Below are 26,932 nucleotides of genomic sequence, written 5' to 3'. Positions count from 1 at the left end.
CCTTTCGGGGGCAGGGGATGAAAAAGGCGGGCTGCCCTTGAAAACCCTGCCCTTTCCCGTTCGATTATCCCCCGTTTTGGCCGGGGTCCCGCTGGTATTGCGGGGGCAGGCGCCCCCAGGCGACGAAATAGGGATTGGCATAGCCCTCATCCGGACCGTCCGGCCTTTCGCCATAGAGAAGCGGGCGTCCGTCGAGTTCCAGCGTCACGCCGCCGGCGGCGCGAAGCACCGCGTCGCCGGCTGCCGTATCCCACTGCATGGTGCGGGTGAAGCGGGGATAGACATCCGCTCCGCCCTCCGCGAGCAGGCAGAATTTCAGCGAGCTGCCGATCGACTGGAAACAATCCGTCCCGAGGCCGCTCAGATATTCGCCGGTGCGCGGGCTGTTATGGGAGCGGCTGGCAATGGCGACCAGCGGCGTTTCCGGTGGGCGCGTGCGGATCGTCTGCCGCTCGAGGGCCTGTCCGTCCGTTCCCACGACGACCGCCTCGGCCTTTCCTCCTTCGGCAAGATAGAGCTTGCGATAGGCGGGGGCATAGACGACGCCGGCCACCGGAATGCCGTTTTCGATCAGGGCGATGTTGACGGTGTAATCGGCCTTGCCGCTGATGAATTCCTTGGTGCCGTCCAGCGCATCCACCAGAAAGAAGCGGCGGGCATGCACATGCGGTATCCGCCCTGCGGCGATTTCCTCTTCCGCGACCACCGGCACATCGGCAAAGGCTGCGGCCAGGTGGCGCAGAATCACCGCCTCGGCCTGCATGTCCGCATCGGTCACGGGGGAAAGGTCGGGCTTGATCGTCACGCCATGGCCGGCGGCGGCCACGTGGAGAATGGCGGCCCCTGCTTCCACGGCAGCCAGCTCGAACAGGCTCCGCATCAGGATTGTCCCGGCGGCAATCGTCCGCCGCATTCGAGCAGATCAGGCATGGAAACCCTTTGTCCTCGTGATTTTCCGCAAGTCTAACGGGGGCGCGGGCGGCTCGCAATCCGTGCTTTCGAAGGGCTTCGGCCAGGGCGCGTCGCCAGCGGAGCGGAGCGGCACTTTTTGTCGCATTTCGCTGATGACGGAACCTGACATAGTTGCGCATATGTATCAGCGGCAGGGCGTTCCGCAGCCATCCCGGGGGTGGTGCGCGGAGGGGCTTGCCGTTTTCCACGGCTGTGCGAATGTGCGGCCCGTTTCATTTTGCCCGGATTTCAAGTCATGCGCTATTCAGCCCTGTCGATCCTCAGGAACGCATTTTCCGGCAATCGCGACTGGCAGCCTGCCTGGCGCGAGCCGGAGCCGAAACCCCACTACGACGTGATCATCGTCGGCGGTGGCGGCCATGGTCTTTCCACCGCCTATTATCTTGCCAAGGAATTCGGCATCACCAATGTGGCGGTGCTGGAGAAATCCTATATCGGCTCGGGCAATGTCGGCCGTAATACGACGATCATCCGGTCCAATTACGTCCTCGAGGGCAATGAGCCCTTTTACGAGCTCTCCCTGAAGCTGTGGGAGGGCCTCGAGCAGGACTTCAACTTCAATGCCATGGTCTCCCAGCGCGGCATCATCAACCTGTTCCACGACGATTCCGGGCGTGACCACTATGCCCGGCGCGGCAATTCCATGATGATCCATGGCGTGGATGCGACGCTTCTGTCGCGGGATGAGGTCAAGGCGCTGGTGCCTTACCTGAATTACGACCATGCCCGCTTCCCCGTCATGGGTGCGCTCTACCAGAAGCGCGCCGGCACGGTGCGGCACGATGCGGTGGCCTGGGGCTATGCCCGCGGGGCCGACATGCGCGGCGTGGACATCATCCAGAATTGCGAAGTAACCGGCATTCGCCGCGATGCGTCGGGCCGGGTGACCGGCGTCGAGACTTCCAGAGGCTTTATCGGCTGCAACCGTCTGGCGCTGGCCGCGGCCGGCAACACGTCCACCGTCGGCCAGATGGCCGGGCTGGAGCTGCCGCTCGAAAGCCATGTCCTGCAGGCCTTCGTGTCCGAAGGGCTGAAGCCGGCGATCCACCACGTGCTCACCTATGGCGGCGGGCATTTCTACATTTCCCAGTCCGACAAGGGCGGTCTCGTCTTCGGGGCCAGCCTCGATTTCTTCGGGTCCTATGCCCAGCGCGGCAATCTCGCGACGGTGGAGGAAACCATCGAGGAGGGCGTGTCGCTGATCCCCGGGCTCTCGCGCTCCCGGGTGCTGCGTTCCTGGGGCGGGGTGATGGACATGTCCATGGACGGCTCGCCGATCATCGACCGCACGGGGATCGAGAACCTCTATCTCAATTGCGGCTGGTGCTATGGCGGTTTCAAGGCCACGCCTGCCTCGGGCTTCTGCTTCGCGCATCTGATCGCGAAGGGGGTGAGCCACGAGGTCAGCCGTTTCATGCGTCTCGACCGGTTCGAGCGCGGATATGCAATCGACGAGGCGGGCAAGGGCCCGCAGCCCAATCTTCATTGAGGCCCGAAACAGATGGCAAGCCTGATCACCTGTCCCCATTGCGGCTCCCGGCCGAAAGAGGAATTCTCCATTCGCGGCGAGGTGCGCAACCGCCCCGATGCCGCCGAAGGATTCGAAACCTGGTACCGTTATGTCTATGTGCGCGACAATCCCAAGGGTCGCCAGAGGGAATACTGGCATCACGTGCTCGGTTGCCGCCGCTGGCTGGTGGTGGAGCGCGATACGCTGACCCACGAGGTCTATGGCGTCACCGATGCGGCGGCCTACAAGGCCGGAGACGTGAAGGAGGCCGCGGAATGACGGCGTCGCGCCTTTCCACCGGCGGTCTCGTCGACCGCTCGAAGCCGGTGAGCTTCACCTTCGACGGCAAGACCCACCAGGGCTTTGCCGGCGATACGCTCGCCTCCGCCCTCATTGCCGAAGACCGGCTGCTGGTCGGCCGCTCCTTCAAGTATCACCGCCCGCGCGGCGTGCTGACGGCAGGCTCGTCCGAGCCCAACGCGCTCGTCACCATCGGCACCGGCGCGCGCTCCGAGCCAAACACGCGGGCGACCGTTGCCGAGCTTTACGACGGTCTCGTCGCGAAGAGCCAGAACCGCTGGCCGTCGCTGGATTACGACATCGGCTCTTTCAACAGCCTGTTGTCGCCCTTCCTCGGCGCGGGTTTCTACTACAAGACCTTCATGTGGCCGAAAGCCTTCTGGGAGAAGGTCTACGAGCCCTTCATCCGCATGGCGGCGGGCCTCGGCAAGCTGACCATGGAAGCCGATCCGGACCGCTACGAGAAGGCCTGGGCCCATTGCGACCTGCTGGTGGTCGGCGGTGGCGCGGCCGGTCTTTCCGCCGCGTTGACGGCGGGCCGGGCTGGACTGCGGGTCATCGTCGCGGACGAGGATTTCTTGCTCGGCGGCTCGCTCAATGCCTCGCGGGCTTCCGTCGGTGGTCAGAAGGCATCCGATTTCGCGGCGCATGCGGTCGCGGAACTCGCGGCCCTGCCGAATGTCACGCTGATGCCGCGCACGACAGTTTTCGGCTGGTTCGACGACATGGTCTTCGGGGCGGCGGAGAAGGTGCAGAAGCATGTGGCGGAGCCAAGCCACGACCGGCCGGTCGAACGCATGTGGCGCATCGTGGCGAAGCACGCGATCCTCGCCACCGGCGCGATCGAGCGGCCGCTCGTCTTCGGCGGCAACGACAAGCCGGGCATCCTGACCGCGAGCGCCGTTTCCACCTATGTGAACCGCTTCGGCGTGACGCCGGGCAGCCGCGTTGCGGTGTTCACCAGCGGCGGGACGGGCTACCGCACCGCGCATGACCTCAAGGCCGCCGGTATCGAGGTGGCTGCGATCATCGACACGCGGGACGCCTCCACCGACCGGGCACCACAGGGTGTGACGGTGCATTACAAGGGCGCGGTGGTCGATACCAAGGGCGGCAAGCGGCTTGGCGGCATCATCACGGAACGGTCCGGCTATGAGGATACCATCGGCTGCGACGCGCTCGCCATGTCGGGCGGCTGGTCGCCGGTCATCCATCTCGCCTGCCAGCGCGGCGCAAAACCCGTCTGGTCGGCGGAAAAGCAGGCTTTCCTGGCACCGGCCAGCGATCCGCGGCTGACGCTTGCGGGGGCGGCAGCGGGTCTGGAAACGCTTGCCGAGGCGGTTGCCGATGGGGTGGCCAAGGCCGGGGCCGTGCTCGCCGCGTTTGGCAGAACGGCTGCCATCGCCGCTGCGCCTGCCGTCGAGGAACAGGATTTCGCCGGCCACCAGCCCGTCTGGTATGTGGGCGGCGCCCGCTCCAAGGCCTTTGTCGATTACCAGAACGACGTGCATGTGAAGGATCTGGCACTCGCCCAGCGCGAGAACTACACGAGCATCGAGCTGACCAAGCGCTATACCACCTCGGGCATGGCGACGGATCAGGGCAAGATCGCCAATGTGAATGCCACGGGCATCGTCGCCTCCATGCGGGGCGTCGATCCGGCGCTCGTCGGCACCACCACCTTCCGGCCCTTCTATACGCCCGTTTCGCTCGGCACGATTGCCGGTACGTCCCGCGACGAGCATGGCCGTCCGGTGCGGCGCTCGCCGCTGCATGGCTGGGCGGAGAAGAACGGCGCGGTCTTCGTGGAAGCCGGGCTCTGGTATCGCTCCTCCTATTTCCCGAAGGGGGAGGAAAAGACCTGGCGCGAGGCCGCCCATCGCGAGGTGATGGCGGTGCGCAAGGCCGCCGGTCTCTGCGATGTCTCGACGCTCGGCAAGATCGAGGTCTTCGGCCCGGATGCGGCGGAATTCCTCAACCGGCTCTACTGCAATCCCATGCTGAAGCTGCCCGTCGGCAAGGCCCGCTATGGCCTGATGCTGCGCGAGGATGCGATGGTGCATGAAGATGGCACGGTGAGCCGTCTTGCGGAGAACCACTTCTTCATCACGACAACCACGGCCATGGCGGGCGAGGTGCTCTCCCACATGGAATTCTATCATCAGGCCCAGTGGCCCGACCTGAAGGTGCGCTTCGTCTCGGTCTCCGACCAGTGGGCGCAGATGGCCGTTGCCGGTCCGAAGGCGCGGGCGATCCTTTCGAAGGTGGTGGATGCGGATCTCTCGGACGAGGGCTTCCCATATCTCTCGGCCCGTGACGTGACGCTGAAGGGCGGGCTGCCGGCCCGGCTCTTCCGCATCTCGTTTTCGGGCGAGCTGGCCTACGAACTGTCGGTGCCCGCCGCCCATGGCGAGGCGGTGGCCGACTACCTCATGGAATGCGGGGCCGAACACGGCATCACGCCCTATGGTCTCGAAGCGCTCAATATCCTGCGCATCGAAAAGGGCTTCGTCACCCATGCGGAGCTGAACGGCACCGTGACGGCCGACGATGCCGGTTATGGCAAGATGATGTCCATGCAGAAGCCCGATTTCGTCGGCAAGCAGATGGCCACCCGCTATGGCCTGACGGCGGCGGACCGGATGCAGCTCGTCGGGCTGAAGCCCGTCGATCCGAAGAACGAGATCCGTGCCGGCGCGCATCTGCTGCGCGAGGGGGCGGAGCCCTCCATGGCGAACGACCAGGGTCTGGTCACGTCGAACTGCTTCTCGCCGGTGCTCGGCCATCCGATCGCCCTAGCGCTGCTGAAATCCGGCCGCGAGCGGATGGGCGAGACCATCATCGTCTTCGACCGCATCCGCGGCGACGAATTTGCGGCCGTGGTCTGCCCGCCGGTCTTTGTCGACCCGGAGAACGAGAGGCTCAAGGGGGAGGGGACAGTCCCGCCCGCGCCCAGAGAGGAGGTTTCCCGATGAACGGACCCTTCACGCATCGCCATCCGCTGGATGGCGCCATTTCCGCCAATCCCGGCCGTTCGGAAAACCATGTCACGGTGCTGCCCGATCCGATGGTGCTTTCGGTGGCGGCGCTGCCGGGCGAGGACGAGGCTGTAGCAGCCCTGCTTTCCGGCGTGGCCGCAACCGCGCTGAAGCCCATCGGCCCCGGCGAATGGCTGGTCGTTCTCGAAAGGCCGGATCAGGCGCTCCGCCGCGAGATCGCCGAGAAGGCCGGGGCGCTGGCGCTTGTGACCGACCAGTCCAGCGGACGGGCGGTGCTCAGGCTTTCCGGCCCGCGCAGCCGGGCGATCCTGGCGAAGATCGTGCCGCTCGATCTTCATCCTGATGTCTTCGCCATCGGTCAGTCCGGCAACACCATCTTCGCCCATGTCAGTGCCAATATCGGCCGCATCGGCGCGGATGAATTCGAGATCGTGCTGATGCGTTCCTTCGCGCTTTTCGCCTTTCAGGAACTCATGGAAATGGGTCTCGAATTCCAGCTGACTGCCGGATTTGCGACCTGAGCTTATGGCGCATCGAGAACAATCTCGATGTCGTAATTGGCTATAGTGCGCTTATCTAAAGCATGTCGCGAAACGGGGTGAAATCGTCCCTTCCGCGACGGCCAAGAAAAAACGGGGGGAACGAAGCGGCGGTCCGCGCGCGCAGTCCGGCGCTTCCTTCCACAACGCGAAATGAACATGCCAGCGCAGCGGCGGCGGAGGCCGGGCTGCGAACGGTTTCCTATTGTCTGTCTCATCCGGCGCGGGCCGGACCATTGCGGAGCGTCAACATGAAAAGTCATGCGCGGGTCGTCGTCATCGGAGGTGGTGTCGTCGGTTGCTCGGTTCTCTATCACCTGACCAAGTTCGGCTGGACCGATGTGGTGCTTCTGGAGCGTTCCGAACTGACCTCCGGCTCCACCTGGCACGCGGCCGGCGGCATGCACACGATCAACGGCGATCCGAACGTCGCCAAGCTGCAGAAATATACGGTCGAGCTCTACAAGGAAATCGAGGCGCAGTCGGGCCAGGATATCGGCCTGCATCTGACCTCCGGCCTGATGCTGGCCGCCACCCACGAGCGCTTCGACTGGCTGAAGTCCATCCTAGCCAAGGGCCGCTATAACGGTCTCGAAGCGCAGTTGCTGACGCCGAAGGAAGCGCATGAGATGATGCCGCTTCTCGATCCGGACCAGTTCGTCGGTGCGCTCTATGATCCGGTCGAAGGCCATCTCGATCCCTATGGCACGACCCATGCCTATGCGAAATCCGCCAAGATGAACGGCGGCGAAATCTATCTCCACACCAAGGTGGAAGAACTCGTCCAGCGCGAGGACGGCACCTGGCGCGTCATCACCGACAAGGGCGAAATCATTGCCGAGCATGTGGTGAACGCCGCCGGTCTCTGGGCTCGCGAAGTGGGCCGCATGGTCGGTCTGGAGCTTCCCGTGCTCGCCATGGAGCACATGTATCTGATCACCGAGGACATGCCCGAAGTCGCCGAGTTCAACCAGAAGACCGGCAAGGAACTGATGCATTGCGTGGATTTCGACGGCGAAATCTATCTGCGCCAGGAGCGCGGCGGCATGCTGATGGGCACCTATGAAAAGGCCTGCCGTCCGTGGTCGCCGATCAACACGCCGTGGAATTTCGGCCACGAGCTGCTGGCCGAAGACATCGAGCGCATCACGCCGGAACTGGAGGTCGGCTTCCGCCACTTCCCGGCCTTCAACAATGCCGGCATCAAGAAGATCATCAACGGCCCGTTCACCTTCTCGCCGGACGGCAATCCGCTGGTGGGTCCGGTGCGGGGCCTGCGCAATTACTGGTCGGCCTGCGCGGTCATGGCCGGCTTCAGCCAGGGCGGCGGCGTGGGCCTTGCGCTCGCCAACTGGATGATCCACGGCGATCCGGGTTTCGACGTCTTCGCGATGGACGTGTCCCGCTACGGCGACTACGCCACGCTCGCCTATACCAACGCCAAGGTGCGCGAAAACTATTCCCGCCGCTTCTCGATCCGCTATCCGAACGAGGAGCTGCCGGGCGCGCGTCCGCTGCTGACCACGCCGATCTATGACAAGCTCAAGGATGCGGGCGCGATCTTCGGCGCGTCCTATGGCCTCGAAGCGCCGCTGTGGTTTGCGCCGGAAGGCGTGACGGATGCCTTCTCCTGGCGGCGTTCCAACGACTTCGACGCCGTGGCGGCGGAATCGAAGGCCGTGCGCGACAGCGTCGGCCTGATGGAAACCTCCGGCTTTGCGAAATATTCCGTCACCGGCCCGGGTGCAGAAGCCTGGCTGGACAAAATGCTGACGCCGCGCATTCCCGCCACCGGCCGCATGACGCTGGCGCCCATGCTGAAGGACGACGGCAAGCTGATCGGCGATTTCACGCTGGCGAAGCTCGGCGAGGGCGATTTCCTCGTCATCGGTTCCGGCATTGCCGAGGACTATCACATGCGCTGGTTCGAGAGCCACCTGCCGAAGGACGGCTCGGTCAAGCTCGAAGCTCTGAACCTGCGCCTGACGGGTCTCGCCATTGCGGGTCCGAATTCCCGCAAGCTCATCAGCAAGCTCACCCATCTCGACATGTCGAACGAGGCCTTCCCCTTCATGTCGATCCGCCGGATGGATCTCGGCATGGCCAAGGCGATCGTCGGGCGCGTCTCCTATACGGGCGATCTCGGCTATGAAATCTGGATGAAGCCGGAATATCAGCGCTATGTCTACGACCTGCTGATGGCGGAAGGGGCGGAATTCGGCATCAAGCTCTTCGGCCTCCGGGCGCTGAATTCGCTCCGTCTCGAAAAGTCCTACGGCTCCTGGTCGCGCGAATATCGCCCGCTCTACGGGCCGTTCGAAGCCGGCCTCGGCCCCTTCGTGGCGCTCAAGAAGAACGCCGATTTCATCGGCAAGCAGGCGGCGGCGGACGAGAAGGCCTCCGGCGGCACGCTGCGCCTGGTGACGCTGATCATCGACGCCCGCGACGCCGATGTCATCGGTGACGAGCCCATCTTCTTCAAGGGCGAGGTGCGCGGCTGGGTGACGTCGGGCGGCTATGCCCATGCGTCCGGCAAGTCCGTGGCGCTCGGCTACGTGCCGAAGGAGATTGCCGGGGAAATGGAAGGCTTCGAAATCGAGCTGCTCGGCGAAATGTTGCCGGCCCGGCTGCAGTCGGCAGCCCTTTTCGACGGCAATGGCGAGCGCATGCGCGGCTGAGCCTCGGCGAGGCCAAGCCCACGCTTTAAACGGGAAAGCGCGGCAAAACCACGTGTAAAATACAGCCGGGGCTGCCACCTGTTGGCAGCCCCGTTACAATTGTCGAGCGGCGTTGCATTTGATAATCTGCGGCTGGTTTCAGCAAACAGCTGCGCCAGCGACGCCTGTTGAGGGGAAAACCCCCGTCCAGGCGTTCAAAAATCGCTTCCGGGTTGCTTCCATGCGAGCATGCGAAAAAAGTTATCCCCAGAGTGTTCTGCTAAAAAATCCGCTAAAGTTAGTGTATTGCACTAAAAAATCGTTTGAAAATCTTCTGTTGCGCGATAAAGCCCGGAAATTGTCCCAATTCCGGCTTTCATGCTTCACATTTATGGCGAAAGCGTTATGAAATCCCCTGATACGCAAGCCTCGTAAGGGGAAACAAGAGATGCGGCCCCCATTGGCGCGCATCCGGGGGAAAGCTAATGGAGTATTTCGTCCAGCAGCTCGTTAACGGGCTGACTCTCGGGTCGATCTATGGCCTCGTGGCTATCGGTTACACGATGGTCTATGGCATTATCGGCATGGTGAACTTCGCCCACGGCGACATTTTCATGCTCGGCGCCTTCGCAGCGCTCATCGTCTTTCTGGTTCTCTCGCCGATCATCGGCCTGGCAGGTGTAGCGGTTCTCGTGCTGCTTCTCGCCATGCTTGTCGTGGCGATGCTGGTCACCAGTCTCTGGAACTGGACCATCGAGCGGGTGGCCTACCGGCCGCTGCGCGGGTCGTTCCGCCTGGCGCCGCTGATCACCGCGATCGGCATGTCCATCTTCCTGTCCAACTTCATCCAGGTCGCCCAGGGGCCGCGCAACAAGCCGATCCCCGGTCTGGTGAACGATGTCTACAACATTGCCGGCATCTCGCTCTCGCTGAAGCAGATCGTGATCATGATCGTGACTGCGGTGCTGCTCGCCGTGTTCTGGTACATCGTCAACCACACGCCGCTCGGCCGTGCCCAGCGCGCGACCGAACAGGATCGCAAGATGGCCGCCCTGCTCGGCATCGACGTGGACCGCACGATCTCGATCACCTTCATCATGGGTGCCGCGCTCGCCGCTGTGGCCGGTTCGATGTATCTGATCTATTACGGGGTCGCCTCCTACAATGACGGCTTCGTGCCGGGCGTGAAGGCCTTTACCGCGGCCGTTCTCGGCGGCATCGGCTCGCTTCCGGGCGCCGTGCTCGGCGGGCTGCTGATCGGCCTGATCGAGAGCCTCTGGTCTGCCTATTTCACCATTGCATACAAGGACGTCGCGACCTTCGCGATCCTCGCCTTCGTGCTGATTTTCAAGCCGTCCGGTCTGCTTGGCCGTCCGGAAGTCGAAAAGGTCTGATCCGATGGCAGAAAACACCGTCTCTTCCGCCCGTCCGGACGACAACCTCTTCCAGAAGGGCATCAAGGAAGGCCTGTTTGCGGGCGCCGTCTCGCTGGGCATGTTCCTTCTCTATATCGGCATCGTGACCGAGCAGAACATCCACAACGAACTGGTCTACCGGTTCCGCTGGGTGGCTCTTGCCTCCTTCGTGCTGATCGCGGCCGTCGGCCGTTTCCTGATCGTCACCGTCGCACAGCCCTGGCTGGCCGCGCGCCGGGCACAGGCCAAGCCGAAGGTCGAGGAGAAGGGCTTCCTGTCGAAGCATTTCGCCAAGTTTGCCCTGATCTTCCTGATTCTCTATCCGATCCTCGCCATCACCCTTGCAGGTGCGCAGGGCTCGCTGAAATACGTGGACAATTTCGGCATCCAGATCCTCATCTACGTGATGCTTGCCTGGGGCCTGAACATCGTGGTGGGCCTCGCAGGCCTGCTCGACCTCGGATATGTGGCCTTCTATGCGGTGGGCGCCTATTCCTACGCGCTGCTCTCCAGCTATCTGGGTCTTTCCTTCTGGCTGCTGCTGCCGATCTCCGGCATCCTCGCCGCCTTCTGGGGGATGATCCTCGGCTTCCCGGTGCTGCGCCTGCGCGGTGACTACCTCGCCATCGTGACGCTCGCCTTCGGGGAAATTATCCGCCTGGTTTTGATCAACTGGACGGATGTGACCAAGGGCACCTTCGGGATTTCCTCCATTCCGAAGGCAACGCTGTTCGGCATCAAGTTCGATGCCTCCAAGGAAGGTTTCGCCGCGCTGATGGGCCTTGCCCCGTCTTCGGCCTATTACAAGGTCTTCCTGTTCTATCTCATCCTGGCGCTCTGCCTGCTCACGGCCTATGTGACCATCCGGCTTCGCCGCATGCCCATCGGCCGCGCCTGGGAAGCGCTGCGTGAAGACGAAATCGCCTGCCGTGCGCTCGGCATCAACACCGTGACGACCAAGCTGACCGCTTTCGCCATCGGCGCCATGTTCGGCGGCTTTGCGGGTTCGTTCTTCGCTGCCCGTCAGGGCTTCGTCTCGCCCGACAGCTTCATCTTCATGGAATCGGCCATCATCCTCGCCATCGTGGTTCTCGGCGGCATGGGTTCGCTCGGCGGCATCGCGATTGCGGCCGTTGTGATGATCGGCGGCACGGAACTGCTGCGCGAGATGGAATTCCTGAAGCATATCTTCGGCGACGATTTCACCCCGGAACTCTATCGTATGCTGCTCTTCGGCGCGGCCATGGTCCTCGTGATGCTGTTCAAGCCCCGCGGCTTTGTCGGCTCCCGTGAACCGACCGCCTTCCTGAAGGAAAGAAAGGCCGTATCCAGCAGCTTTACCAAGGAGGGCCACGGTTGATGGCGCCCGGGGACACGACGATGACGAACGACGACATCATTCTGAAGGTGGAACATCTGTCGATGAAGTTCGGCGGACTGATGGCCATCAACGACTTCTCCTTCGAAGCCAAGCGCGGCGAAATCACCGCACTGATCGGCCCGAACGGGGCAGGCAAGACCACGGTCTTCAACTGCATCACCGGCTTCTACAAGCCGACGATGGGCATGATCTCGCTGCGCCAGAAGAGCGGCAAGGAATATCTCCTGGAACGGCTGCCTGACCACGAGATCACCAAGACCGCCAAGGTGGCCCGCACCTTCCAGAACATCCGCCTGTTCTCGGGCATGACCGTTCTGGAAAACCTGCTGGTGGCCCAGCACAACAAGCTGATGAAGGCCTCGGGTTATACCGTGCTCGGCCTGCTCGGCATCGGTGGCTACAAGGCCGAGGCCAAGCGCGCCATCGAACGGGCCGAATACTGGCTGGAAATGGCCGATCTGATCGACCGTGCGGACGATCCGGCCGGCGACCTGTCCTATGGTGCCCAGCGGCGGCTCGAAATCGCCCGCGCCATGTGCACGGAGCCGGAATTCCTCTGCCTGGACGAGCCGGCCGCCGGTCTCAACCCGTCGGAATCGGCAACCCTCAACAAACTGCTGCGCTCCATCCGCGCCGACAGCGGCACGTCGATCATGCTGATCGAACATGACATGTCTGTCGTGATGGAAATCTCCGATCACGTGGTGGTTCTGGAATATGGCCGGAAGATTTCCGACGGCACGCCGGACCACGTGAAGAACGATCCGAAGGTCATTGCCGCCTATCTCGGCGTCGAGGACGAAGAGGTCGAAGAGGTAATCGCAGTGGTGGAATCCCTTGAGGGAGGCGAAAACGCATGAGTGGTGAACCGCTTCTCAAGGTTCGGGGTGTCGAGACCTTCTACGGGAACATCCGGGCGCTGAATGGCGTCGACGTGGAGGTCAACCAGGGCGAGATCGCCTGCCTGATCGGGGCCAACGGCGCCGGCAAGTCGACACTGATGATGACGATCTGCGGCAGCCCGCAGGCCCGCAACGGTCAGGTGATCTTCGACGGCAAGGACATCACGCGCCTGCCGACGCACGAGATCGCACGGCTGCGCATCGCCCAGTCGCCGGAAGGGCGCCGCATCTTCCCGCGCATGAGCGTGTTCGAAAATCTCCAGATGGGCGCGAGCCTCGACAATCTGAAGTATTTCAACGAAGACGTGAAGCGCATCTTCAAGCTCTTCCCGCGCCTGGAAGAACGCCAGTCGCAGCGCGGCGGCACGCTTTCGGGCGGCGAGCAGCAGATGCTCTCCATCGGCCGCGCGCTGATGGCGCGTCCGAAGCTGCTGCTGCTGGACGAGCCGTCTCTCGGCCTTGCTCCGCTGATCTCCAAGCAGATCTTCGAGGCGATCAAGGAGCTGAACAAGACCGAAGGCCTGACCGTGTTCCTGGTGGAGCAGAACGCCTTTGCGGCCCTGCGCCTCTCGGACCGGGCCTATGTGATGGTCAACGGCAACGTGACCATGCAGGGCTCCGGCAAGGAACTCCTGGCCAATCCGGAAGTCCGGGCGGCCTATCTGGAAGGCGGCCGCCACTAAAGGCGGGTGAGGGGAGATTAAGACATGGAAGGACTTTTCTTCGAAAGCGACGGCTCGAGCCGCGACGTCATCCGGTTCATCGTGATGCTCATCGGCTTCTGGACCGCCTGGCGGGCAGGCCGCGCTGCGGCCGAGGGCTGGTCGGACTATCCGATCGTGATCGTCTATTCGCTCCTGCTCGGCGTGATGATGCGTTTCCTGCATTATGCGCTGTTCCAGGGGCCGTTCCTCAGCCCGTTCTACTACATCCTTGATGTGGTTCCGCTTTTGGTATTCGCTTCGATCGGTTTCCGGATGAAGCGCACCAATCAGATGGTCAATAACTACTATTGGCTCTATGAGCGGACTTCTGCTTTTTCCTGGAAGAAGAAAGATTGACAGTCGCCTGAAAACTGTCTCAGATAATCCCAGAGGGAACTCTAATACCGCTGCAATGGAGATGGGTATTGCAGCGGGATCACTCCAAAAGACCCATCCAATAATTGGGAGTAACAGGATGAAGAAGTCTCTTCTGTCGGCAGTTGCGCTCACGGCTATGGTCGCATTCAGCGGCACCGCCTGGGCTGACCTGCTCGTAGGCGTCGCTGGTCCGCTGACCGGCCCGAACGCTGCTTTCGGTGCACAGCTCCAGAAAGGCGCTGAGCAGGCTGCAGCCGACATCAACGCGGCTGGCGGCATCAACGGCGAAATGGTCAAGATCGTTCTCGGCGACGACGTTTCCGACGCCAAGCAGGGCGTTTCGGTTGCCAACAAGTTCGCTGCCGATGGCGTGAAGTTCGTGGTCGGCCACTTCAACTCGGGCGTTTCCATCCCCGCTTCTGAAGTCTATGCCGAAAACGGCATTCTCGAAATCACCCCGGCTGCAACCAACCCGCAGTTCACCGAGCGCGGTCTCTGGAACACGTTCCGTACCTGCGGCCGTGACGACCAGCAGGGCGCAGTTGCCGGCGCTTACATCGCCGAGCACTTCAAGGATGGCAAGGTTGCCGTCGTTCACGACAAGACCCCCTATGGTCAGGGCCTTGCCGATGAAACCAAGAAGGCAATGAACGCTGCCGGCATCACCGAAGTTGTCTACGAAGGCATCACCCCCGGTGAAAAGGACTACTCCGCCCTCATCGCCAAGATGAAGGACGCTGGCGTCAACCTCGTCTACTTCGGCGGTCTGCACACCGAAGCCGGCCTGATCATCCGCCAGATGGCTGACCAGGGCATGAAGGCTACCCTGATGTCCGGCGACGGCATCACCTCGAACGAACTGGCTTCGATCGCAGGCGACGCAGTCAACGGCACCCTGATGACCTTCCCGCCGGATCCGCGTAACAACCCGAACGCTGCCGACGCCGTGAAGAAGTTCCGTGACGCCGGCTTCGAGCCGGAAGCCTACACGCTGTACTCCTACGCAGCTCTGCAGGTTATCGCTGAAGGCGCAAAGGCCGCTGGCGAAAACGACCCGCAGAAGGTGGCTGACGCCATCCGCGGCAAGGGCCCGTTCAAGACCGTTATCGGTGACCTCGGCTACAACGAGAAGGGTGACATCACCCGCGCCGACTACGTCATGTACACCTGGCAGAAGGGTGCCGACGGCAAGTACACCTACCTCGAAAACAAGTAAGGTCCTCGACCTTCCGGTTTTCGGAAACAAGGGAAACCCGGCCTCTGGCCGGGTTTTTCCGTTCCGGGACGCCCTTGCCCTCGGACGCCCTTTGCCCCCGCACGTCCTTTGCCCCCGGCGGGGCCTGGCGACCGATATTGGTCTTATCCCACACTTTTCCTCGGGCGCTTTCCCGTGTCACTATAGCCATCGGCAGGCCCTCGATGCCTGCTGCCACAAGACAGGGAGATCCCATGCGCCTTCATGCCCTTCTGTTTCTGTCCGCCACCTGGCTGATCGGTTCGAGCGCGGTTGCGCAGGATGCGGCGCCGGATTGCGACAATCCCGTTACCCAGGCGGATATGAATTCCTGTGCGGCCGACAGTGCGGCCGTGGCCGACAAGGCGCTGAATGCGCAGTACAAGAAGACGAAGGCCGCGGCGACGGCGTTCGACAAGCAGATGGACGGCTCGGGCGCGTCTGCCGTGGAGATGTTGACCGCTGCCCAGAAGGCCTGGATTCCCTTTCGCGATGCCACCTGCAACATCCAGCGGGCAATCAGCGGCGGCGGATCGATCGAGCCCACCCTGGTGGCCGGTTGCCTGGAGACCGAAACCAGGAAGCGCACCAAGGAGCTGAAGCAGCTGGAACAGGATTTCAGCCAGTAGGCCCCTGCCCAAGGGCGCGCTTCGAATCAGCGAACCTATCCCCCTGTTCCGGTGCGGATCCGGGGTGATCGCTACCCTGGCGGGGACCTGGACCCGGCGGTACAGGGTTGCGGTTGCGCCGGCCGACCCGGCGCCGCTGTTCATAATTGACACAACTCGAAATTGATTGTGTTTCAACCTGTGGGACTTGCGATTTTTTTAGGGCCAAGCCGCCGATGGTGGCAATTTTAGAGATTCGATTAAAGGAACGGGAAGGCTTCGGGTCTATCTCGGAACTGTCTTCCAAAGCCCGGAAAGATCGTTCTTATGAAGAGATGGAATGTGAAAGGGGACGGTGCCGATGACTTTCGCATCCGGCAGTCCCTCAAGAGCTTCGTGCTGAGGATGACCCTCCGCGCCTTGCTCCTTGGAATAGCCGCCGCCGCCTGCGTGCTTTTTGCTTCCCGGGGTATCGGTCTTATCGGTGCCGATGCGGGGCAGTTGCTGGCCCTGGGCGTCCTGATCGTGACCGTCACGACATCGATTGCCCTGTGGGTGTCGTATCGGACCGGCCGGCTCATCCTGCGCCTGGCGCGCTCCAATGCGCGGTTCGAGCAGCTGAGCCGTACCGATGCCCTGTCGGGCCTGCTGAACCGGCGTGCCTTCGGGGAGGCCCTCACCCATGCCCCGGCGGGAACCTCGCTTGTCATCATCGACGTCGATCGCTTCAAGGCGATCAACGATACCTATGGCCACAGCGTCGGGGACGACGTAATCCGGCGCGTGGCGGCCATCATCGCTTCTGAAACCAACAGTGCCGCCGGACGGCTCGGCGGCGAGGAATTCGGCGTCCTGCTGCGGCAGGGTTCGGTCGAACGGCGCATCGCGCTGGTGGAGGCGCTGCGGGCGCGGATCGAGGCCGAGGCGTTTCTGGCCGACGAGCAGGTGTTCGGCGTCACGATTTCCGCAGGCATTGCGGAAGTGGACGATACCCGCTCGACAGAAGCCAGCTATGCGGCCGCCGACAAGGCCCTTTATCTCGCAAAGGCCGGCGGTCGAAACCGGGTCGTGCATGATCGGGAAGGGCTGAACCTCATCCTCGATATCGTGGCTGCGGACCGGATCGATTTCAGCATCGATCAAGCCACAATACAGCGCACCGCCTAGGGCCCGGTTAACCGACCCCGGTCAAGGCGACCGATCCCGCTCTACGGCGCGGAAAAGCCCGGTCCTCGTGGGACCGGGCTTTTCTCCGTACCGAAGGGAAGGGGAGACCGTCAGATCTGCTTGAGGGCGTTGACGTCGTTGATCTGGATGAGGCGGCCACGGACGGTGACGCCGGCCCGGCGAAGGGCGGAGAAGGCGCGGGACAGCGCTTCCGGCGCAAGGCCGAGCTTGCCGGCCAGCAGGCTCTTCTGGAAGGGCAGGCGGATGGAGGCGGAGGTGCTTTCCTTCGGGCAGCTCGTCAGCAGGAAGTGGGCGACGCGCTGCGGAGCGGTCTGCAGACGATCATTCGCCACGCAATCCATCGTGGAGAGCAGGTGGCTGGCCAGCGATTGCATGATGGCGCGGGAAATATCCGTATCCTGCTCCGCGGCGGCGCGCACACGGGCGATCTCGAAACGGGCGAGGGTGACATTTTCCGCAGCCTGCGCATTGTAACGGTAATTGGGGCCGAGATAGAGCAGGCATTCGGCGAATGTATCCCCCGGGCCGCAGATGCGAATATCCGCTTCGCGACCGTCCTTGTTCAGGCGGTAAAGGCGGACATAACCGGAGAGGACACAGTAGAAGCTCTCGGCCGCCTCGCCTTCGCGGAAGAGGATGTCGCGGCTTTCGAAATTGATGGCGGTCGCCAGGTCCACCATCCTTTGCAGCGCCATCGTCCCCAGCGACGCCATGAAGGGCGTTTTCACCAGAATGGATTTTTCACGGCTGTTCAGTCTCAGAAGCTTGTTCACCGTCATCACTCCGCAACCGGCGGCCCGCGGGCCGCGTCCCTTTTCGCCTGATGAGCCCCTTGCTTCCAGGGCGCTCCCGTGCCCCTTGACATCCCTTTGTCCGCCAACCGGTCCGGGCTGCCTCACGGGCTGATATGACAGGGAAGATAGGATATTCCGCAGCGGACGGTTTGATTTCGATCAATCAGGGAATGACATGGGCGAGAATATTTGCGTTTCGTCATGTCCCGAGGACGGGCGCCAAAGAAAAAGGCCAGGCAATTGCCTGGCCTTTGTCATTTGCCGGGGGCCGGGCCTACTCGGCGGCGAGCGGGGGAAGGCGCACCACGTTGTTCTTGGGGGCCTTGCCGCCTTGCTCCAGGTCCTGGAGGCGCTTTTCGAGCGTTTCCAGCTTGTCCTGATTCTCGTTGGCGATGCGGGTCAGTTCCTCGTCCGTCATCGGCAGGTCTTCCTTCTCCTTCTTGCCCACGAAGCGGCCGAAGAGGCGGCCGAGCAGGCGGGACAGGTCGTCCATGATCAGGAAGAAGGACGGGACCACCACCAGCGACAGCACCGTCGAGACGATGATGCCACCGATCACGGCGATCGCCATGGGCGCCCGGAACGAGCCGCCTTCGCCGACGCCGAGCGCCGAGGGCAGCATGCCCGCCGACATAGCGATGGATGTCATGATGATCGGCCGGGCGCGCTTGCGGCCCGCCTCGATCATAGCCTGCTTGTGGTCCATGCCGCGATGGATCATCTCGATGGCGAAGTCCACCAGAAGGATGGCGTTCTTCGTCACGATGCCCATCAGCATGAGAATGCCGATCAAGACGGGCATGGAGAGCGCGTTGTTGGTCAGAATCAGCCCCGCCGCCACGCCGCCGATGGCGAGCGGAAGCGAGAACAGGATCGTGAAGGGCTGGATCACATCCTTGAACAGGAGGATCAGCACCATCAGCACCAGCAGCAGGCCGAGAAGCATGGCATTGCCGAAGCTCTGCATCATCTCGTTCTGGACCTTGGCATCGCCGCTTTCCGCCAGACGGACAGATTTCGGAATGCCGGCAGCCTCGACGCCCTTCTTGAAGTCGTCGGTGGCCGTGTTAAGGGCCACGCCGGCCGGCAGGTTGGCGCCGATGGAGACCACGCGGTTGCGGTTGTTGCGCTTGATCGAAGACACGCCTTCCGAATAGTCGATATCGGCGACGCTTGCGAGCGGCACGATCGCGCCGGTCGCGGTCTGGATCTTCAGCGCCCGGATGGCGGCGAGATCCTTGCGCATGTCCAGCGAGGCCTGGGCCCGGATGGGGATCAGGCGGCCATCCAGCGCAATCTTCGGCAAGGCCGCATCCACATCGCCGATGGTGGCGACGCGCACGGTCTGGGCGATCTGCGACGGCGTGATGCCGAGGCGGGCCGCTTCGTCCTTGCGGGGCCGGATCTGCAGTTCGGGACGGGGCAGCGAGCCTTCCGCGCTCACATTGGCAAGCGTGGGGATGGCGCGCAGCTTGGCTTCCAGAATGCCGACGGCCTTTTCCAGATCCTGCTCGTTCTTCGAGAGGAAGTTGAAGGACAGGTCGCGTTCGCCACGGTCGTTCAGCTTCAGCACGCGGATATCGGGCAGATCCCGCAGCTTGGCGAAGACTTCCGTTTCGATATCCCACTGCGGACGCTCGCGCCCGTGAGAGGTGACCTTCGGCAGATAGGCGCCGATGATCGGCAGATTGCCGGCCACGTCGTTGACGAGCTTCTTCACCAGCGAATGATCGAGCTTGTCGAGGTTCAGCGTCACGCTGGCGCGGCGCAGTTCCAGATCGCCCTTCGGCGAGGCGCCGCCGAGCACGAAGACCGTATCGACGCCGTCGATGTCCTTCAGGCGCTTGTAGATTTCGTCGGTCGCCTTTTCCGTATCGGCAAGCGATGCGTTCGGCGGCAGCTCGACCGAAAGCGTGATGCGCGAGGCATCTTCCGGCGGCATGAAGCTGCCGGGCACCTGGGCCAGGAAATAGAGCGAGCCGATGAGGAAGCCGATGGCGGCCAGCAGCGTGGTATAGCGCCAGCGCGTGGTGACGCGCACCAGCGTGGTATATTTCTTCAGGAGCGGGCTGTCATTGTCGTGGTGGTCGTCCACCGCGTCTTCCGCCCGCATCAGATAGGCGGCCATCAGCGGCGTGATGAGACGGGCGACCATCAGCGAGAAGAAGACCGAGAACGCCACCGTCAGGCCGAACTGGATGAAGTACTGGCCCGCTATGCCCGGCATGAAGGAAACCGGCACGAAGACGGCGATGATCGTGAACGTGGTGGCGATAACCGCCAGACCGATTTCGTCCGCCGCGTCGATGGCTGCCTTGTACGGCGTCTTGCCCATCTTGATGTGGCGGGCGATGTTCTCGATCTCCACGATGGCGTCGTCGACGAGAATACCGGTCGCCAGTGTGAGCGCCAGGAAGCTGACGAGGTTCAGCGAGAAGCCCATCAGGTCCATGATCCAGAAGGTCGGGATCGCGGACAGCGGCAGGGCCACCGCCGAGATCAGCGTGGCGCGCCAGTTCCGGAGGAACAGCCAGACCACGATGACGGCGAGGATCGCGCCTTCCAGCAGCGTGTGCATGGCGGATTCATAGTTGCCATAGGTGAAGTAGACCGAGTCATCGATCTTCTCGATGGCAATCTGCGGGTTTTCCGCTTCCACCTGGTTGAGCTGCTTCTCGATGGTCTCGGCCGCAGACACTTCCGATGCGCCCTTCGACCGGAAGACGGCGAAGGTCACGACCGGATTGCCGTTGAGCCGCGAGAAGGACTTCAGCTCCTGATAGGTGTCCTTGATCGTGCCGAGTTCCGACAGCTTCACGAAGCGGCCGCCCGAGAGCGAAATGGTGGTATCGGCAAGGCGGGCCACGTCGCGGGCATCGCCCAGCGTGCGGATCGCCTGTTCCGAGCCGGCAATCTGGCCACGGCCGGAACCGGCATCGGCATTCACGCCGCGCAACTGGTTGTTGATGTCCGAGGCGGTGATGCCGAGCGACGCCATCTTGTCCGGGTTCAGCTCGATGCGGATTTCCCGGTCGGCGCCGCCGTAACGGTCGACGCGGCCGATGCCGGGCTGGCCCTGCAATGCGCGCTTGACGGAATCGTCCACGAACCAAGACAGCTCTTCGAGCGACAGGTTGGGAGACGAGACGGCGAAGGTCTGGATCGCCTGGCCTTCCACGTCGATCTTCGTCACGACAGGGGCTTCGGCCGAGGCCGGCAGATCGCTGCGGATGCGGTCGATGGCGTCCTTGACGTCCTGGAGAGCCTGATTGGTCGGCACTTCCAGACGGAACATCACGACGGTCTGGGAATTGCCGTCGGTGACCGTGGAATTGATTTCATCGACGCCGTTGATGCCGGCGACGGCATCTTCGATCTCCTTGGTGACCTGCATTTCCAGCTCGGCAGGCGAGGCTCCGCTCTGCGAGACGCTGATGGCAACCAGCGGCACGTCGATGTTCGGGAAGCGGGTGATCGGCAGCTTGTTGAAGGAGTTGATCCCCACATACATCAGCAGGAAGAACACCAGAAGCGGCGCGATCGGATTTCGGATGGACCATGCGGAAAAGTTCATCTTGCCGTTCCTCAGTTCGATGCAGCCGTTTGGGCCCGCACGGGCTGGATGCGGTCGCCGTCGCGCACATAGGCACCGGCCTTGGCCACGACCTCGTCGCCGGCCTTCAGGCCCTTGCGAATTTCGATGCGGTCGCCGTCCTGAATGCCGGTTTCCACCTGCACCAGCTTCACCACGCTATCCTCGACCTTGCGAACGGTGGTGCCATCCTCCGCGGTGGTGATGGCGGTCAGCGGCAGGGCGACGCCCGTTCCTTCCGCCGTGATGATGGAGGCGCTGCCATACATGCCCGACCGCGCCTGGGTATCGTCGTCAATCGCCACGTGCACCGTGCCCAGACGGGTCTGCGGGTCGATGGTGGGCGAGACGAGACGGACCGTGCCCGGAACCTGCTTGCGCGATCCTGCAAGAGCGATCGTCGCCTTCTGGCCGTTCTTCACGGGAAGAATATCGCTTTCCGAGACATCGGCCACCAGTTCCAGCGCGCCATCCTGCTCGATGGTGAAGAGCGGCTGGCCGGCGCCCGAGGCAATGGCCCCGACCTTGGCATTGCGGACGGAAATGAGGCCGGAAACCGGAGCCTTCACATTGGTGCGGGCAAGCTTCAGATCGATATCGGCAATCTGCGCATCGATGACCTTCAGATCCGCCTCGCTGACGCCGATGCCCTGCTTGGCCGAGGTGACACGGGCTTCCGCACCCACGGCGGCGGCTTCGAGCTGGTCTGCCTGGGCGCTCGAGATCGTGCCCTTGCCGGACAGCGTGCGGGCGCGGTCGGCCTGGCGACGGGCCTCGGCGGCATTGGCCTCCGCCTCCGCCAGCTGTGCCTTGACCTGCATCAGACCGGCTTCGGCCTTGGCGCGGGTGGCGATCAACTGGCTCTTCGACAGAAGCAGGGCATCGTCGTTGAGGGTCGCGAGCACATCGCCTTCCTTGATCCGGTCACCCACATCGGCCTTCAGTTCGCGGATCGACAGACCCTCGACCTGCGGCTGCACGAGCACTTCATTGACCGGCCGGATGGTGCCGGACGCGACGATTTTCGCGGTCAGCTTTTCTTCCGTTGCCTTGATGACCACGATGGCGGGCAATTGCTGTGCGGCCGGCGCGGGGGCGGCCGCGTCCTCCGCCCCGGCGTAACCTGCCGTCGAAGCAAGAAGAAGCGCTGCGGTCATTCCGATAAGGCGAAATCTGTTGCGAGCCATACCCGTCATTCTAAATCCTGTTGGCCAAACCCTGTTGGACGGTCCCCGGCCAGGTGCGCATGGGGTTCAGCGGCATCCTGCAGGACCGGTCATTTTTCCTCTGGCAGGAAAAAGAGCCCGCGATCCGACCGGATCGTCCGCTGCCGTTCCTGCGCCATGCAATGCTTCAACCGTGAAAGGGCGAAACTGGGATTGTTGCCCGTTACCGGCTGTGGCCGATCCGTCTTTTTCCCCTCCTGCAATAAGGAGGCGGGCGGATGGCTGTCGTGCTGCCGTTATACTTCCCTGTGGTTGCGCTTGAAATGCGCGGGCAATCTCCCGAAACTGGCAAAAATCAGAAACCAGTCCTATGTGGGGACGACCGTGTCAATCCGCAAGGCATTTTCCGGCGATGTGGTGAATGAGTGCAAAATTTCACCTAACGGGCTGCAAACCCGTTTTCGCCTTGCTTCTGTCTAATAACGAACATTTGTTAAATCAATGACCTAAAGGCCACAGTGGGGCACGGAACGCATCAATAGTTTTGATTTTTACATGACAGCCGCGCAATCCTGAGGTTGCGCGGCCGTTCTTCATGCGTTCACGTCGGCCTATTTCAGGGCAGCGTCGGTGATCTCGTGGGTGAAGGCGCCGGTCGGCTCCTTGGAAATGACCGGGTCAGAACCGCCGCCGAGCAGGGTGGCGACCGTGCGCTTGTAGTCGGCCTCGTCGAGCGCGCCGTTGGAACCGGCGGTCAGCTTGGCCACTTCGCCCATCATGCGCTTCTGGTGCTTTTCGGTCTGGGCGCCGGAGGCGTCGTTGTCGAGCACGATGCCGGCGGCTTCGTCCGGGTTCTGCTCGGCATATTTCCAGCCCTTCATGGAGGCGCGGACGAACTTGACCATCTTGTCCTTGAAGGCCTGGTCCTTCAGCTTGTCTTCCAGCACGTAGAGGCCGTCTTCCAGCGTCGCGACGCCCTGGTCCTCATACTTGAAGGTGACGAGGTCTTCCGGCTTGATGCCCGCGTCGATGACCTGCCAGTATTCGTTGTAGGTCATGGTGGAGATGCAGGCTGCCTGCTTCTGGATGAGCGGATCCACGTTGAAGCCCTGCTTCAGCACGGTCACGCCATCGGCGCCGCCCTGCGTGGAGAAGCCGAGCTTTGCCATCCAGGAGAGGAAGGGATATTCGTTGCCGAAGAACCAGACGCCGAGCGTCTTGCCCTTCAGGTCTTCCGGCTTGGAAACGCCGGTTTCCTTCAGGCAGGTCAGCATCATGCCCGAGGTCTTGAAGGGCTGGGCGATGTTGACGAGGTTGAGGCCCTTTTCGCGGTTGGCCAGCGCGTCCGGCATCCAGTCGACCACGACATCGGCGCCACCGCCGGCCAGCACCTGCACCGGCGAAATGTCCGGGCCGCCCGGCTTGATATCGACGTCGAGGCCTTCCTCTTCGTAATAGCCCTTGTCCTTTGCCACGTAGTAACCGGCGAACTGGGCCTGGGTGACCCACTTCAGCTGAAGGGTCACCTTGTCCGCCGCCATGGCCTGCATGGCCATCAGCGACACGGCGCCGGCGAGTATCAGCGATGTCAGCTTGTTTTTCATTCCTTGGTTCCCTCTTTTCTTGTTTACGCCCGTCCACCGCGGACAGACGGATGCCAGAACGTGACGGCGCGTTCCACCAGCGCAACCACGCCATAGAATGCGGAGCCGGCAAGCGCCGCGACCGCTATTTCGGCCCAGACCATGTCGATATTGGCGCGGCCCACCTCGGTGGAAATGCGGAAGCCCATGCCGACGATCGGGGTACCGAAAAACTCCGCCACGATGGCCCCGATGAGCGCCAGCGTGGAATTGATCTTGAGTGCATTGAATATGAAAGGCGCAGCCGCGGGAAGCCTCAATTTTGTCAGCGTCTGCCACCAGCTTGCGGCATAGGTGCGCATCAGGTCCCGTTCCATGTGGCTGGCGGCGGCAAGGCCCTGCACCGTGTTCACCAGCATGGGGAAGAAGGTCATGATCACGACCACGGCCACCTTGGACGGCCAGTCGAAGCCGAACCACATGACCATGATCGGCGCCACGCCGACGATGGGCAGGGCCGAGACGAAATTGCCGATCGGGAGCAGGCCCTTCTGCAGGAAGGGCGAGCGGTCGATGAGGAGGGCGACCAGAAAACCGAGGCCCGATCCGGCGACGAAACCGGTCAGCACCGCCTTCAGGAAGGTCTGGCGGAAGTCGGCGGCGAGGATCGCCAGCGAATTGACCAGCTTCGTCCAGATGGCGGACGGCGCCGGCAGCAGGATCGCCGGGATCTGGAAACCCCGCACGATGCATTCCCAGACGACGAGCAGGGTAACGCCGAAGAGAAGCGGGACCGCAAGGTTCACCAGCCGGGCGGCCATCCGGTTTTCCGGCTTCAGCCGCACGAGCCATTCATTCAGGGCCCAGGTCGCCATCCAGAAGATCATGGCGAAGACGAGGTAGCCGCTGTTCCATTCCGCGCCGTTCATGGCTTTACCCCCATCCGCTTCAGCACCATGGTGTGGGCCACCCCGACGATGCCCACCAGCACGGCGGCAAGGCCTGCCGCCATGAAGAGCGCCGCCCAGATCTGTACCGTCTGGCCGTAATAGGAGCCGGAGAGCAGGCGTGCGCCGAGACCGGCGACCGCACCCGTCGGCAGTTCGCCCACGATGGCGCCCACCAGCGAAATCGCAATCGCCACCTTCAGCGAGGTGAAGAGATAGGGCATGGAAGCGGGCCAGCGCAGCTTCCAGAACAGCTGCGAGCGCGAGGCATTATAGGTGCGCATCAGGTCGAGATGCATGACCTCGGGGCTTCTGAGACCCTTCACCATGCCGACGACGACGGGGAAGAAGGACAGATAGGTCGAGATCAGCGCCTTCGGCAGCAGGCCGGAAATGCCGATGGAGTTGAGCACCACGATCACCATCGGGGCGACCGCGATGATCGGCACGGTCTGGCTGGCGATGACCCAGGGCATCAGCGAGCGGTCGATGGCGCGGTTGTGCACGATGCCGATGGCGAGCAGGATGCCGAGCAGGGTGCCGATGCCGAAGCCGGCCAGCGTGGCCGACAGCGTGACCCAGGAATGGTAGAAGAGGCTGCGCTTCGAGGTAATCGGCTTGTTGATGGTCGTATCCCAGAGTTCCGCAATGATCTGGTGCGGGGCAGGGAGGACGGGCCGCTCCTGGTTGAAGACTTTCGGCAGCAGCTCCGAGAAGGTGATGGATGTGCCTGCGCGGGCGGCCTGGTCCCGCTCGAAGGGGGCGTTCAGCACCACCACAAAGACGTGCCAGACGATCAGGATCGCGATCACGACCGTGGTGATCGGGATGATGCTGTCCTTGAAGATATTCGGTTTTTCCATGGATCAGGCCCCTCCCTGGCTGGGCCAGAGCATCAACGCGATGGCGAGCGTGCCGAGCGCGATGCCGGAAAGCTGGGTCGGGCTGATCTTTTCCCCGTAGAAGAGGAAGGCAATGACATTGACCAGCAGCAACTGGGTGACGGACAGGATGGAGACGGTGACGCCGAGGCCGGATTCGCGCATCAGCGGCACCACAAGCACATTGCCCGTGACGTAAAGCGCAAGCGCCGCCAGGAGCATGTAGAAAGGCGCGCCGCCGGCATAGAGCTTCAGTGTCGAGGCGGCCGCGATGAAGATGCCGGTGGTGAGCCCCAGCATCAAAATGACCCAGAGTTTCAAGTGCGCCTCCTATTCGTCATAGGAGTGGCCGGCCCGCAGGCCTTCGCGCACGCGGTGGGCGATTTCGAGGAATTGCGGCGTCTCGCGAATGTCGAGCGGCCGCTCCTTCGGCAGGGGGCTGTCGATCACGTCCGTGACGCGGCCGGGCCGCGGGCTCATGACCACGATCTTGGTGGAGAGGTAAACCGCTTCCGGGATGGAATGGGTGACGAAGCAGATCGTCTTCTCGGTGCGGGCCCAGAGTTTCAGCAGCTGTTCGTTCAGGTGATCGCGGACGATTTCGTCGAGCGCGCCGAAGGGCTCGTCCATCAGCAGCAGGTCCGCATCGAAGGCGAGCGCGCGGGCAATCGAGGCGCGCTGCTGCATGCCGCCGGAGAGCTGCCAGGGGAATTTCTTGCCGAAGCCGGTGAGGTTCACGAGCTCCATCGTCTCGGAAATGCGCTTCTGCATTTCCGCCGACGAATAGCCCATGATCTCCAGCGGGAGGGCAATGTTCTTTTCGATGGTGCGCCACGGATAGAGGGCGGCAGCCTGGAAGACATAGCCATAGGCCCGCGCCTTGCGGGCTTGTTCCGGCGACATGCCGTTGACGGTGATGGAACCCGACGTCTTTTGCTCGAGATCGGCAATCACCCTCAGAAAGGTCGTCTTGCCGCAGCCGGACGGTCCGATAAAGGAGACGAAGTCGCCCTTCTCGATGTTGAGGTTGACGTTCGTGAGCGCATTGACGGGTCCGTCATTGGTCTCGAAGGTCAGACAGAGATCCCTGGCGGATACGACGGTCTTCTTGTTTTCACTCATGTCGTGGCGTCCCACATTGCCCTTATCATCCGCCTGCCTTGCGGCGCGGATTTCCCCCTT

22 protein-coding genes are annotated in these 26,932 nt (G+C 62.7%); 13 read left to right on the top strand and 9 right to left on the bottom strand.

What is annotated here, in order from left to right:
* Positions 1-64 precede the first annotated feature (64 nt).
* A complete protein-coding gene (cysQ, locus tag ACT54B_RS03890) occupies positions 65-880 on the bottom strand; it encodes a 3'(2'),5'-bisphosphate nucleotidase CysQ (RefSeq protein ID WP_476042970.1) in 816 nt (271 codons plus the stop codon).
* 327 nt (positions 881-1,207) lie between these two features.
* Between cysQ and ACT54B_RS03885 the strand changes: the two genes are divergently transcribed.
* The 13 genes from ACT54B_RS03885 (at position 1,208) to ACT54B_RS03825 (ending at position 16,766) form a co-directional block, all read left to right on the top strand.
* Positions 1,208-2,461, top strand: coding sequence for a sarcosine oxidase subunit beta family protein (locus tag ACT54B_RS03885; RefSeq protein WP_476042968.1), 1,254 nt, complete (start codon positions 1,208-1,210; stop codon positions 2,459-2,461).
* Positions 2,462-2,473: 12 nt separating this feature from the next.
* Complete coding sequence (locus tag ACT54B_RS03880; RefSeq protein ID WP_476042967.1) at positions 2,474-2,761, top strand: sarcosine oxidase subunit delta; 288 nt, start codon at positions 2,474-2,476, stop codon at positions 2,759-2,761.
* Positions 2,758-5,757 (top strand): sarcosine oxidase subunit alpha family protein, encoded by a 3,000-nt coding sequence (locus ACT54B_RS03875; RefSeq protein WP_476042966.1) that lies wholly within the window; start codon positions 2,758-2,760, stop codon positions 5,755-5,757. The genes ACT54B_RS03880 and ACT54B_RS03875 overlap by 4 nt, the downstream gene beginning before the upstream one ends.
* Entirely contained in the window at positions 5,754-6,302 is a 549-nt protein-coding gene (locus tag ACT54B_RS03870; protein WP_476042965.1) for a sarcosine oxidase subunit gamma, read from the top strand. Before ACT54B_RS03875 ends, ACT54B_RS03870 begins: the two co-directional genes overlap by 4 nt.
* Before the next feature lie 269 nt (positions 6,303-6,571).
* Positions 6,572-8,998 (top strand): GcvT family protein, encoded by a 2,427-nt coding sequence (locus ACT54B_RS03865; RefSeq protein ID WP_476042964.1) that lies wholly within the window; start codon positions 6,572-6,574, stop codon positions 8,996-8,998.
* 464 nt (positions 8,999-9,462) lie between these two features.
* Complete coding sequence (locus ACT54B_RS03860; protein WP_476042963.1) at positions 9,463-10,371, top strand: branched-chain amino acid ABC transporter permease; 909 nt, start codon at positions 9,463-9,465, stop codon at positions 10,369-10,371.
* A gap of 100 nt (positions 10,372-10,471) precedes the next feature.
* Positions 10,472-11,752, top strand: a complete 1,281-nt coding sequence (livM, locus tag ACT54B_RS03855) for a high-affinity branched-chain amino acid ABC transporter permease LivM (protein ID WP_476043504.1) — start codon at positions 10,472-10,474, stop codon at positions 11,750-11,752.
* Complete coding sequence (locus ACT54B_RS03850; RefSeq protein ID WP_476042961.1) at positions 11,752-12,633, top strand: ABC transporter ATP-binding protein; 882 nt, start codon at positions 11,752-11,754, stop codon at positions 12,631-12,633. The genes livM and ACT54B_RS03850 overlap by 1 nt, the downstream gene beginning before the upstream one ends.
* Complete coding sequence (locus tag ACT54B_RS03845; RefSeq protein WP_476042959.1) at positions 12,630-13,358, top strand: ABC transporter ATP-binding protein; 729 nt, start codon at positions 12,630-12,632, stop codon at positions 13,356-13,358. The genes ACT54B_RS03850 and ACT54B_RS03845 overlap by 4 nt, the downstream gene beginning before the upstream one ends.
* 24 nt (positions 13,359-13,382) lie before the next feature.
* Complete coding sequence (locus ACT54B_RS03840) at positions 13,383-13,736, top strand: DUF6867 family protein (RefSeq protein ID WP_476042957.1); 354 nt, start codon at positions 13,383-13,385, stop codon at positions 13,734-13,736.
* Positions 13,737-13,854: 118 nt separating this feature from the next.
* Entirely contained in the window at positions 13,855-14,973 is a 1,119-nt protein-coding gene (locus ACT54B_RS03835; RefSeq protein ID WP_476042955.1) for a branched-chain amino acid ABC transporter substrate-binding protein, read from the top strand.
* A gap of 233 nt (positions 14,974-15,206) precedes the next feature.
* Positions 15,207-15,620: a lysozyme inhibitor LprI family protein gene (locus ACT54B_RS03830; protein ID WP_476042953.1), complete on the top strand. Its 414-nt coding sequence runs from the start codon at positions 15,207-15,209 to the stop codon at positions 15,618-15,620.
* Positions 15,621-15,926: 306 nt separating this feature from the next.
* Positions 15,927-16,766 carry a GGDEF domain-containing protein gene (locus ACT54B_RS03825; RefSeq protein WP_476042951.1) on the top strand — a complete coding sequence of 280 codons (840 nt, stop codon included), beginning with the start codon at positions 15,927-15,929 and terminating at the stop codon, positions 16,764-16,766.
* Positions 16,767-16,876: 110 nt separating this feature from the next.
* On the opposite strand, the gene ACT54B_RS03820 is transcribed toward ACT54B_RS03825, so the two are convergent.
* The 8 genes from ACT54B_RS03820 to ACT54B_RS03785 form a co-directional block, all read right to left on the bottom strand.
* Positions 16,877-17,566 carry a Crp/Fnr family transcriptional regulator gene (locus ACT54B_RS03820; RefSeq protein WP_476042950.1) on the bottom strand — a complete coding sequence of 230 codons (690 nt, stop codon included), beginning with the start codon at positions 17,564-17,566 and terminating at the stop codon, positions 16,877-16,879.
* A gap of 289 nt (positions 17,567-17,855) precedes the next feature.
* Complete coding sequence (locus tag ACT54B_RS03815) at positions 17,856-21,155, bottom strand: efflux RND transporter permease subunit (RefSeq protein ID WP_476042948.1); 3,300 nt, start codon at positions 21,153-21,155, stop codon at positions 17,856-17,858.
* 11 nt (positions 21,156-21,166) lie between these two features.
* A complete protein-coding gene (locus ACT54B_RS03810; protein WP_476043502.1) occupies positions 21,167-22,360 on the bottom strand; it encodes an efflux RND transporter periplasmic adaptor subunit in 1,194 nt (397 codons plus the stop codon).
* A gap of 590 nt (positions 22,361-22,950) precedes the next feature.
* Positions 22,951-23,943 (bottom strand): ABC transporter substrate-binding protein, encoded by a 993-nt coding sequence (locus ACT54B_RS03805; protein WP_476042947.1) that lies wholly within the window; start codon positions 23,941-23,943, stop codon positions 22,951-22,953.
* A 23-nt stretch (positions 23,944-23,966) separates the two neighbouring features.
* Positions 23,967-24,851, bottom strand: coding sequence for an ABC transporter permease (locus ACT54B_RS03800; RefSeq protein WP_476042945.1), 885 nt, complete (start codon positions 24,849-24,851; stop codon positions 23,967-23,969).
* The gene (locus tag ACT54B_RS03795) at positions 24,848-25,732 is read right to left on the bottom strand and encodes an ABC transporter permease (RefSeq protein WP_476042943.1); all 885 of its coding nucleotides are present in this window, start codon (positions 25,730-25,732) and stop codon (positions 24,848-24,850) included. Before ACT54B_RS03795 ends, ACT54B_RS03800 begins: the two co-directional genes overlap by 4 nt.
* Before the next feature lie 3 nt (positions 25,733-25,735).
* Complete coding sequence (locus ACT54B_RS03790; RefSeq protein ID WP_476042941.1) at positions 25,736-26,071, bottom strand: hypothetical protein; 336 nt, start codon at positions 26,069-26,071, stop codon at positions 25,736-25,738.
* A gap of 9 nt (positions 26,072-26,080) precedes the next feature.
* Entirely contained in the window at positions 26,081-26,872 is a 792-nt protein-coding gene (locus ACT54B_RS03785; RefSeq protein ID WP_476042939.1) for an ABC transporter ATP-binding protein, read from the bottom strand.
* Positions 26,873-26,932 lie beyond the last annotated feature (60 nt).

Source organism: Gellertiella sp. DMC107, from assembly GCF_056313605.1.
The sequence above is the reverse complement of the archived record's forward strand: the minus strand, read 5'-3'. Positions and strand labels throughout refer to the sequence as shown.

Excerpts from the sequence above, each read along its gene's own strand:
- ACT54B_RS03850 (WP_476042961.1), top strand. The coding sequence starts at position 11,752 with ATGGCGCCCGGGGACACGACGATGACGAACGACGACATCATTCTGAAG.
- ACT54B_RS03820 (WP_476042950.1), bottom strand. The coding sequence starts at position 17,566 with ATGACGGTGAACAAGCTTCTGAGACTGAACAGCCGTGAAAAATCCATT.
- ACT54B_RS03885 (WP_476042968.1), top strand. The coding sequence starts at position 1,208 with ATGCGCTATTCAGCCCTGTCGATCCTCAGGAACGCATTTTCCGGCAAT.
- ACT54B_RS03805 (WP_476042947.1), bottom strand. The coding sequence starts at position 23,943 with ATGAAAAACAAGCTGACATCGCTGATACTCGCCGGCGCCGTGTCGCTG.
- ACT54B_RS03845 (WP_476042959.1), top strand. The coding sequence starts at position 12,630 with ATGAGTGGTGAACCGCTTCTCAAGGTTCGGGGTGTCGAGACCTTCTAC.
- ACT54B_RS03795 (WP_476042943.1), bottom strand. The coding sequence starts at position 25,732 with ATGGAAAAACCGAATATCTTCAAGGACAGCATCATCCCGATCACCACG.
- ACT54B_RS03865 (WP_476042964.1), top strand. The coding sequence starts at position 6,572 with ATGAAAAGTCATGCGCGGGTCGTCGTCATCGGAGGTGGTGTCGTCGGT.
- ACT54B_RS03880 (WP_476042967.1), top strand. The coding sequence starts at position 2,474 with ATGGCAAGCCTGATCACCTGTCCCCATTGCGGCTCCCGGCCGAAAGAG.
- ACT54B_RS03830 (WP_476042953.1), top strand. The coding sequence starts at position 15,207 with ATGCGCCTTCATGCCCTTCTGTTTCTGTCCGCCACCTGGCTGATCGGT.
- ACT54B_RS03840 (WP_476042957.1), top strand. The coding sequence starts at position 13,383 with ATGGAAGGACTTTTCTTCGAAAGCGACGGCTCGAGCCGCGACGTCATC.
- ACT54B_RS03825 (WP_476042951.1), top strand. The coding sequence starts at position 15,927 with ATGAAGAGATGGAATGTGAAAGGGGACGGTGCCGATGACTTTCGCATC.
- livM (WP_476043504.1), top strand. The coding sequence starts at position 10,472 with ATGTTCCTTCTCTATATCGGCATCGTGACCGAGCAGAACATCCACAAC.
- ACT54B_RS03810 (WP_476043502.1), bottom strand. The coding sequence starts at position 22,360 with ATGGCTCGCAACAGATTTCGCCTTATCGGAATGACCGCAGCGCTTCTT.
- ACT54B_RS03800 (WP_476042945.1), bottom strand. The coding sequence starts at position 24,851 with ATGAACGGCGCGGAATGGAACAGCGGCTACCTCGTCTTCGCCATGATC.
- ACT54B_RS03785 (WP_476042939.1), bottom strand. The coding sequence starts at position 26,872 with ATGAGTGAAAACAAGAAGACCGTCGTATCCGCCAGGGATCTCTGTCTG.
- ACT54B_RS03860 (WP_476042963.1), top strand. The coding sequence starts at position 9,463 with ATGGAGTATTTCGTCCAGCAGCTCGTTAACGGGCTGACTCTCGGGTCG.
- ACT54B_RS03835 (WP_476042955.1), top strand. The coding sequence starts at position 13,855 with ATGAAGAAGTCTCTTCTGTCGGCAGTTGCGCTCACGGCTATGGTCGCA.
- ACT54B_RS03815 (WP_476042948.1), bottom strand. The coding sequence starts at position 21,155 with ATGAACTTTTCCGCATGGTCCATCCGAAATCCGATCGCGCCGCTTCTG.
- ACT54B_RS03870 (WP_476042965.1), top strand. The coding sequence starts at position 5,754 with ATGAACGGACCCTTCACGCATCGCCATCCGCTGGATGGCGCCATTTCC.
- ACT54B_RS03875 (WP_476042966.1), top strand. The coding sequence starts at position 2,758 with ATGACGGCGTCGCGCCTTTCCACCGGCGGTCTCGTCGACCGCTCGAAG.
- cysQ (WP_476042970.1), bottom strand. The coding sequence starts at position 880 with ATGCGGAGCCTGTTCGAGCTGGCTGCCGTGGAAGCAGGGGCCGCCATT.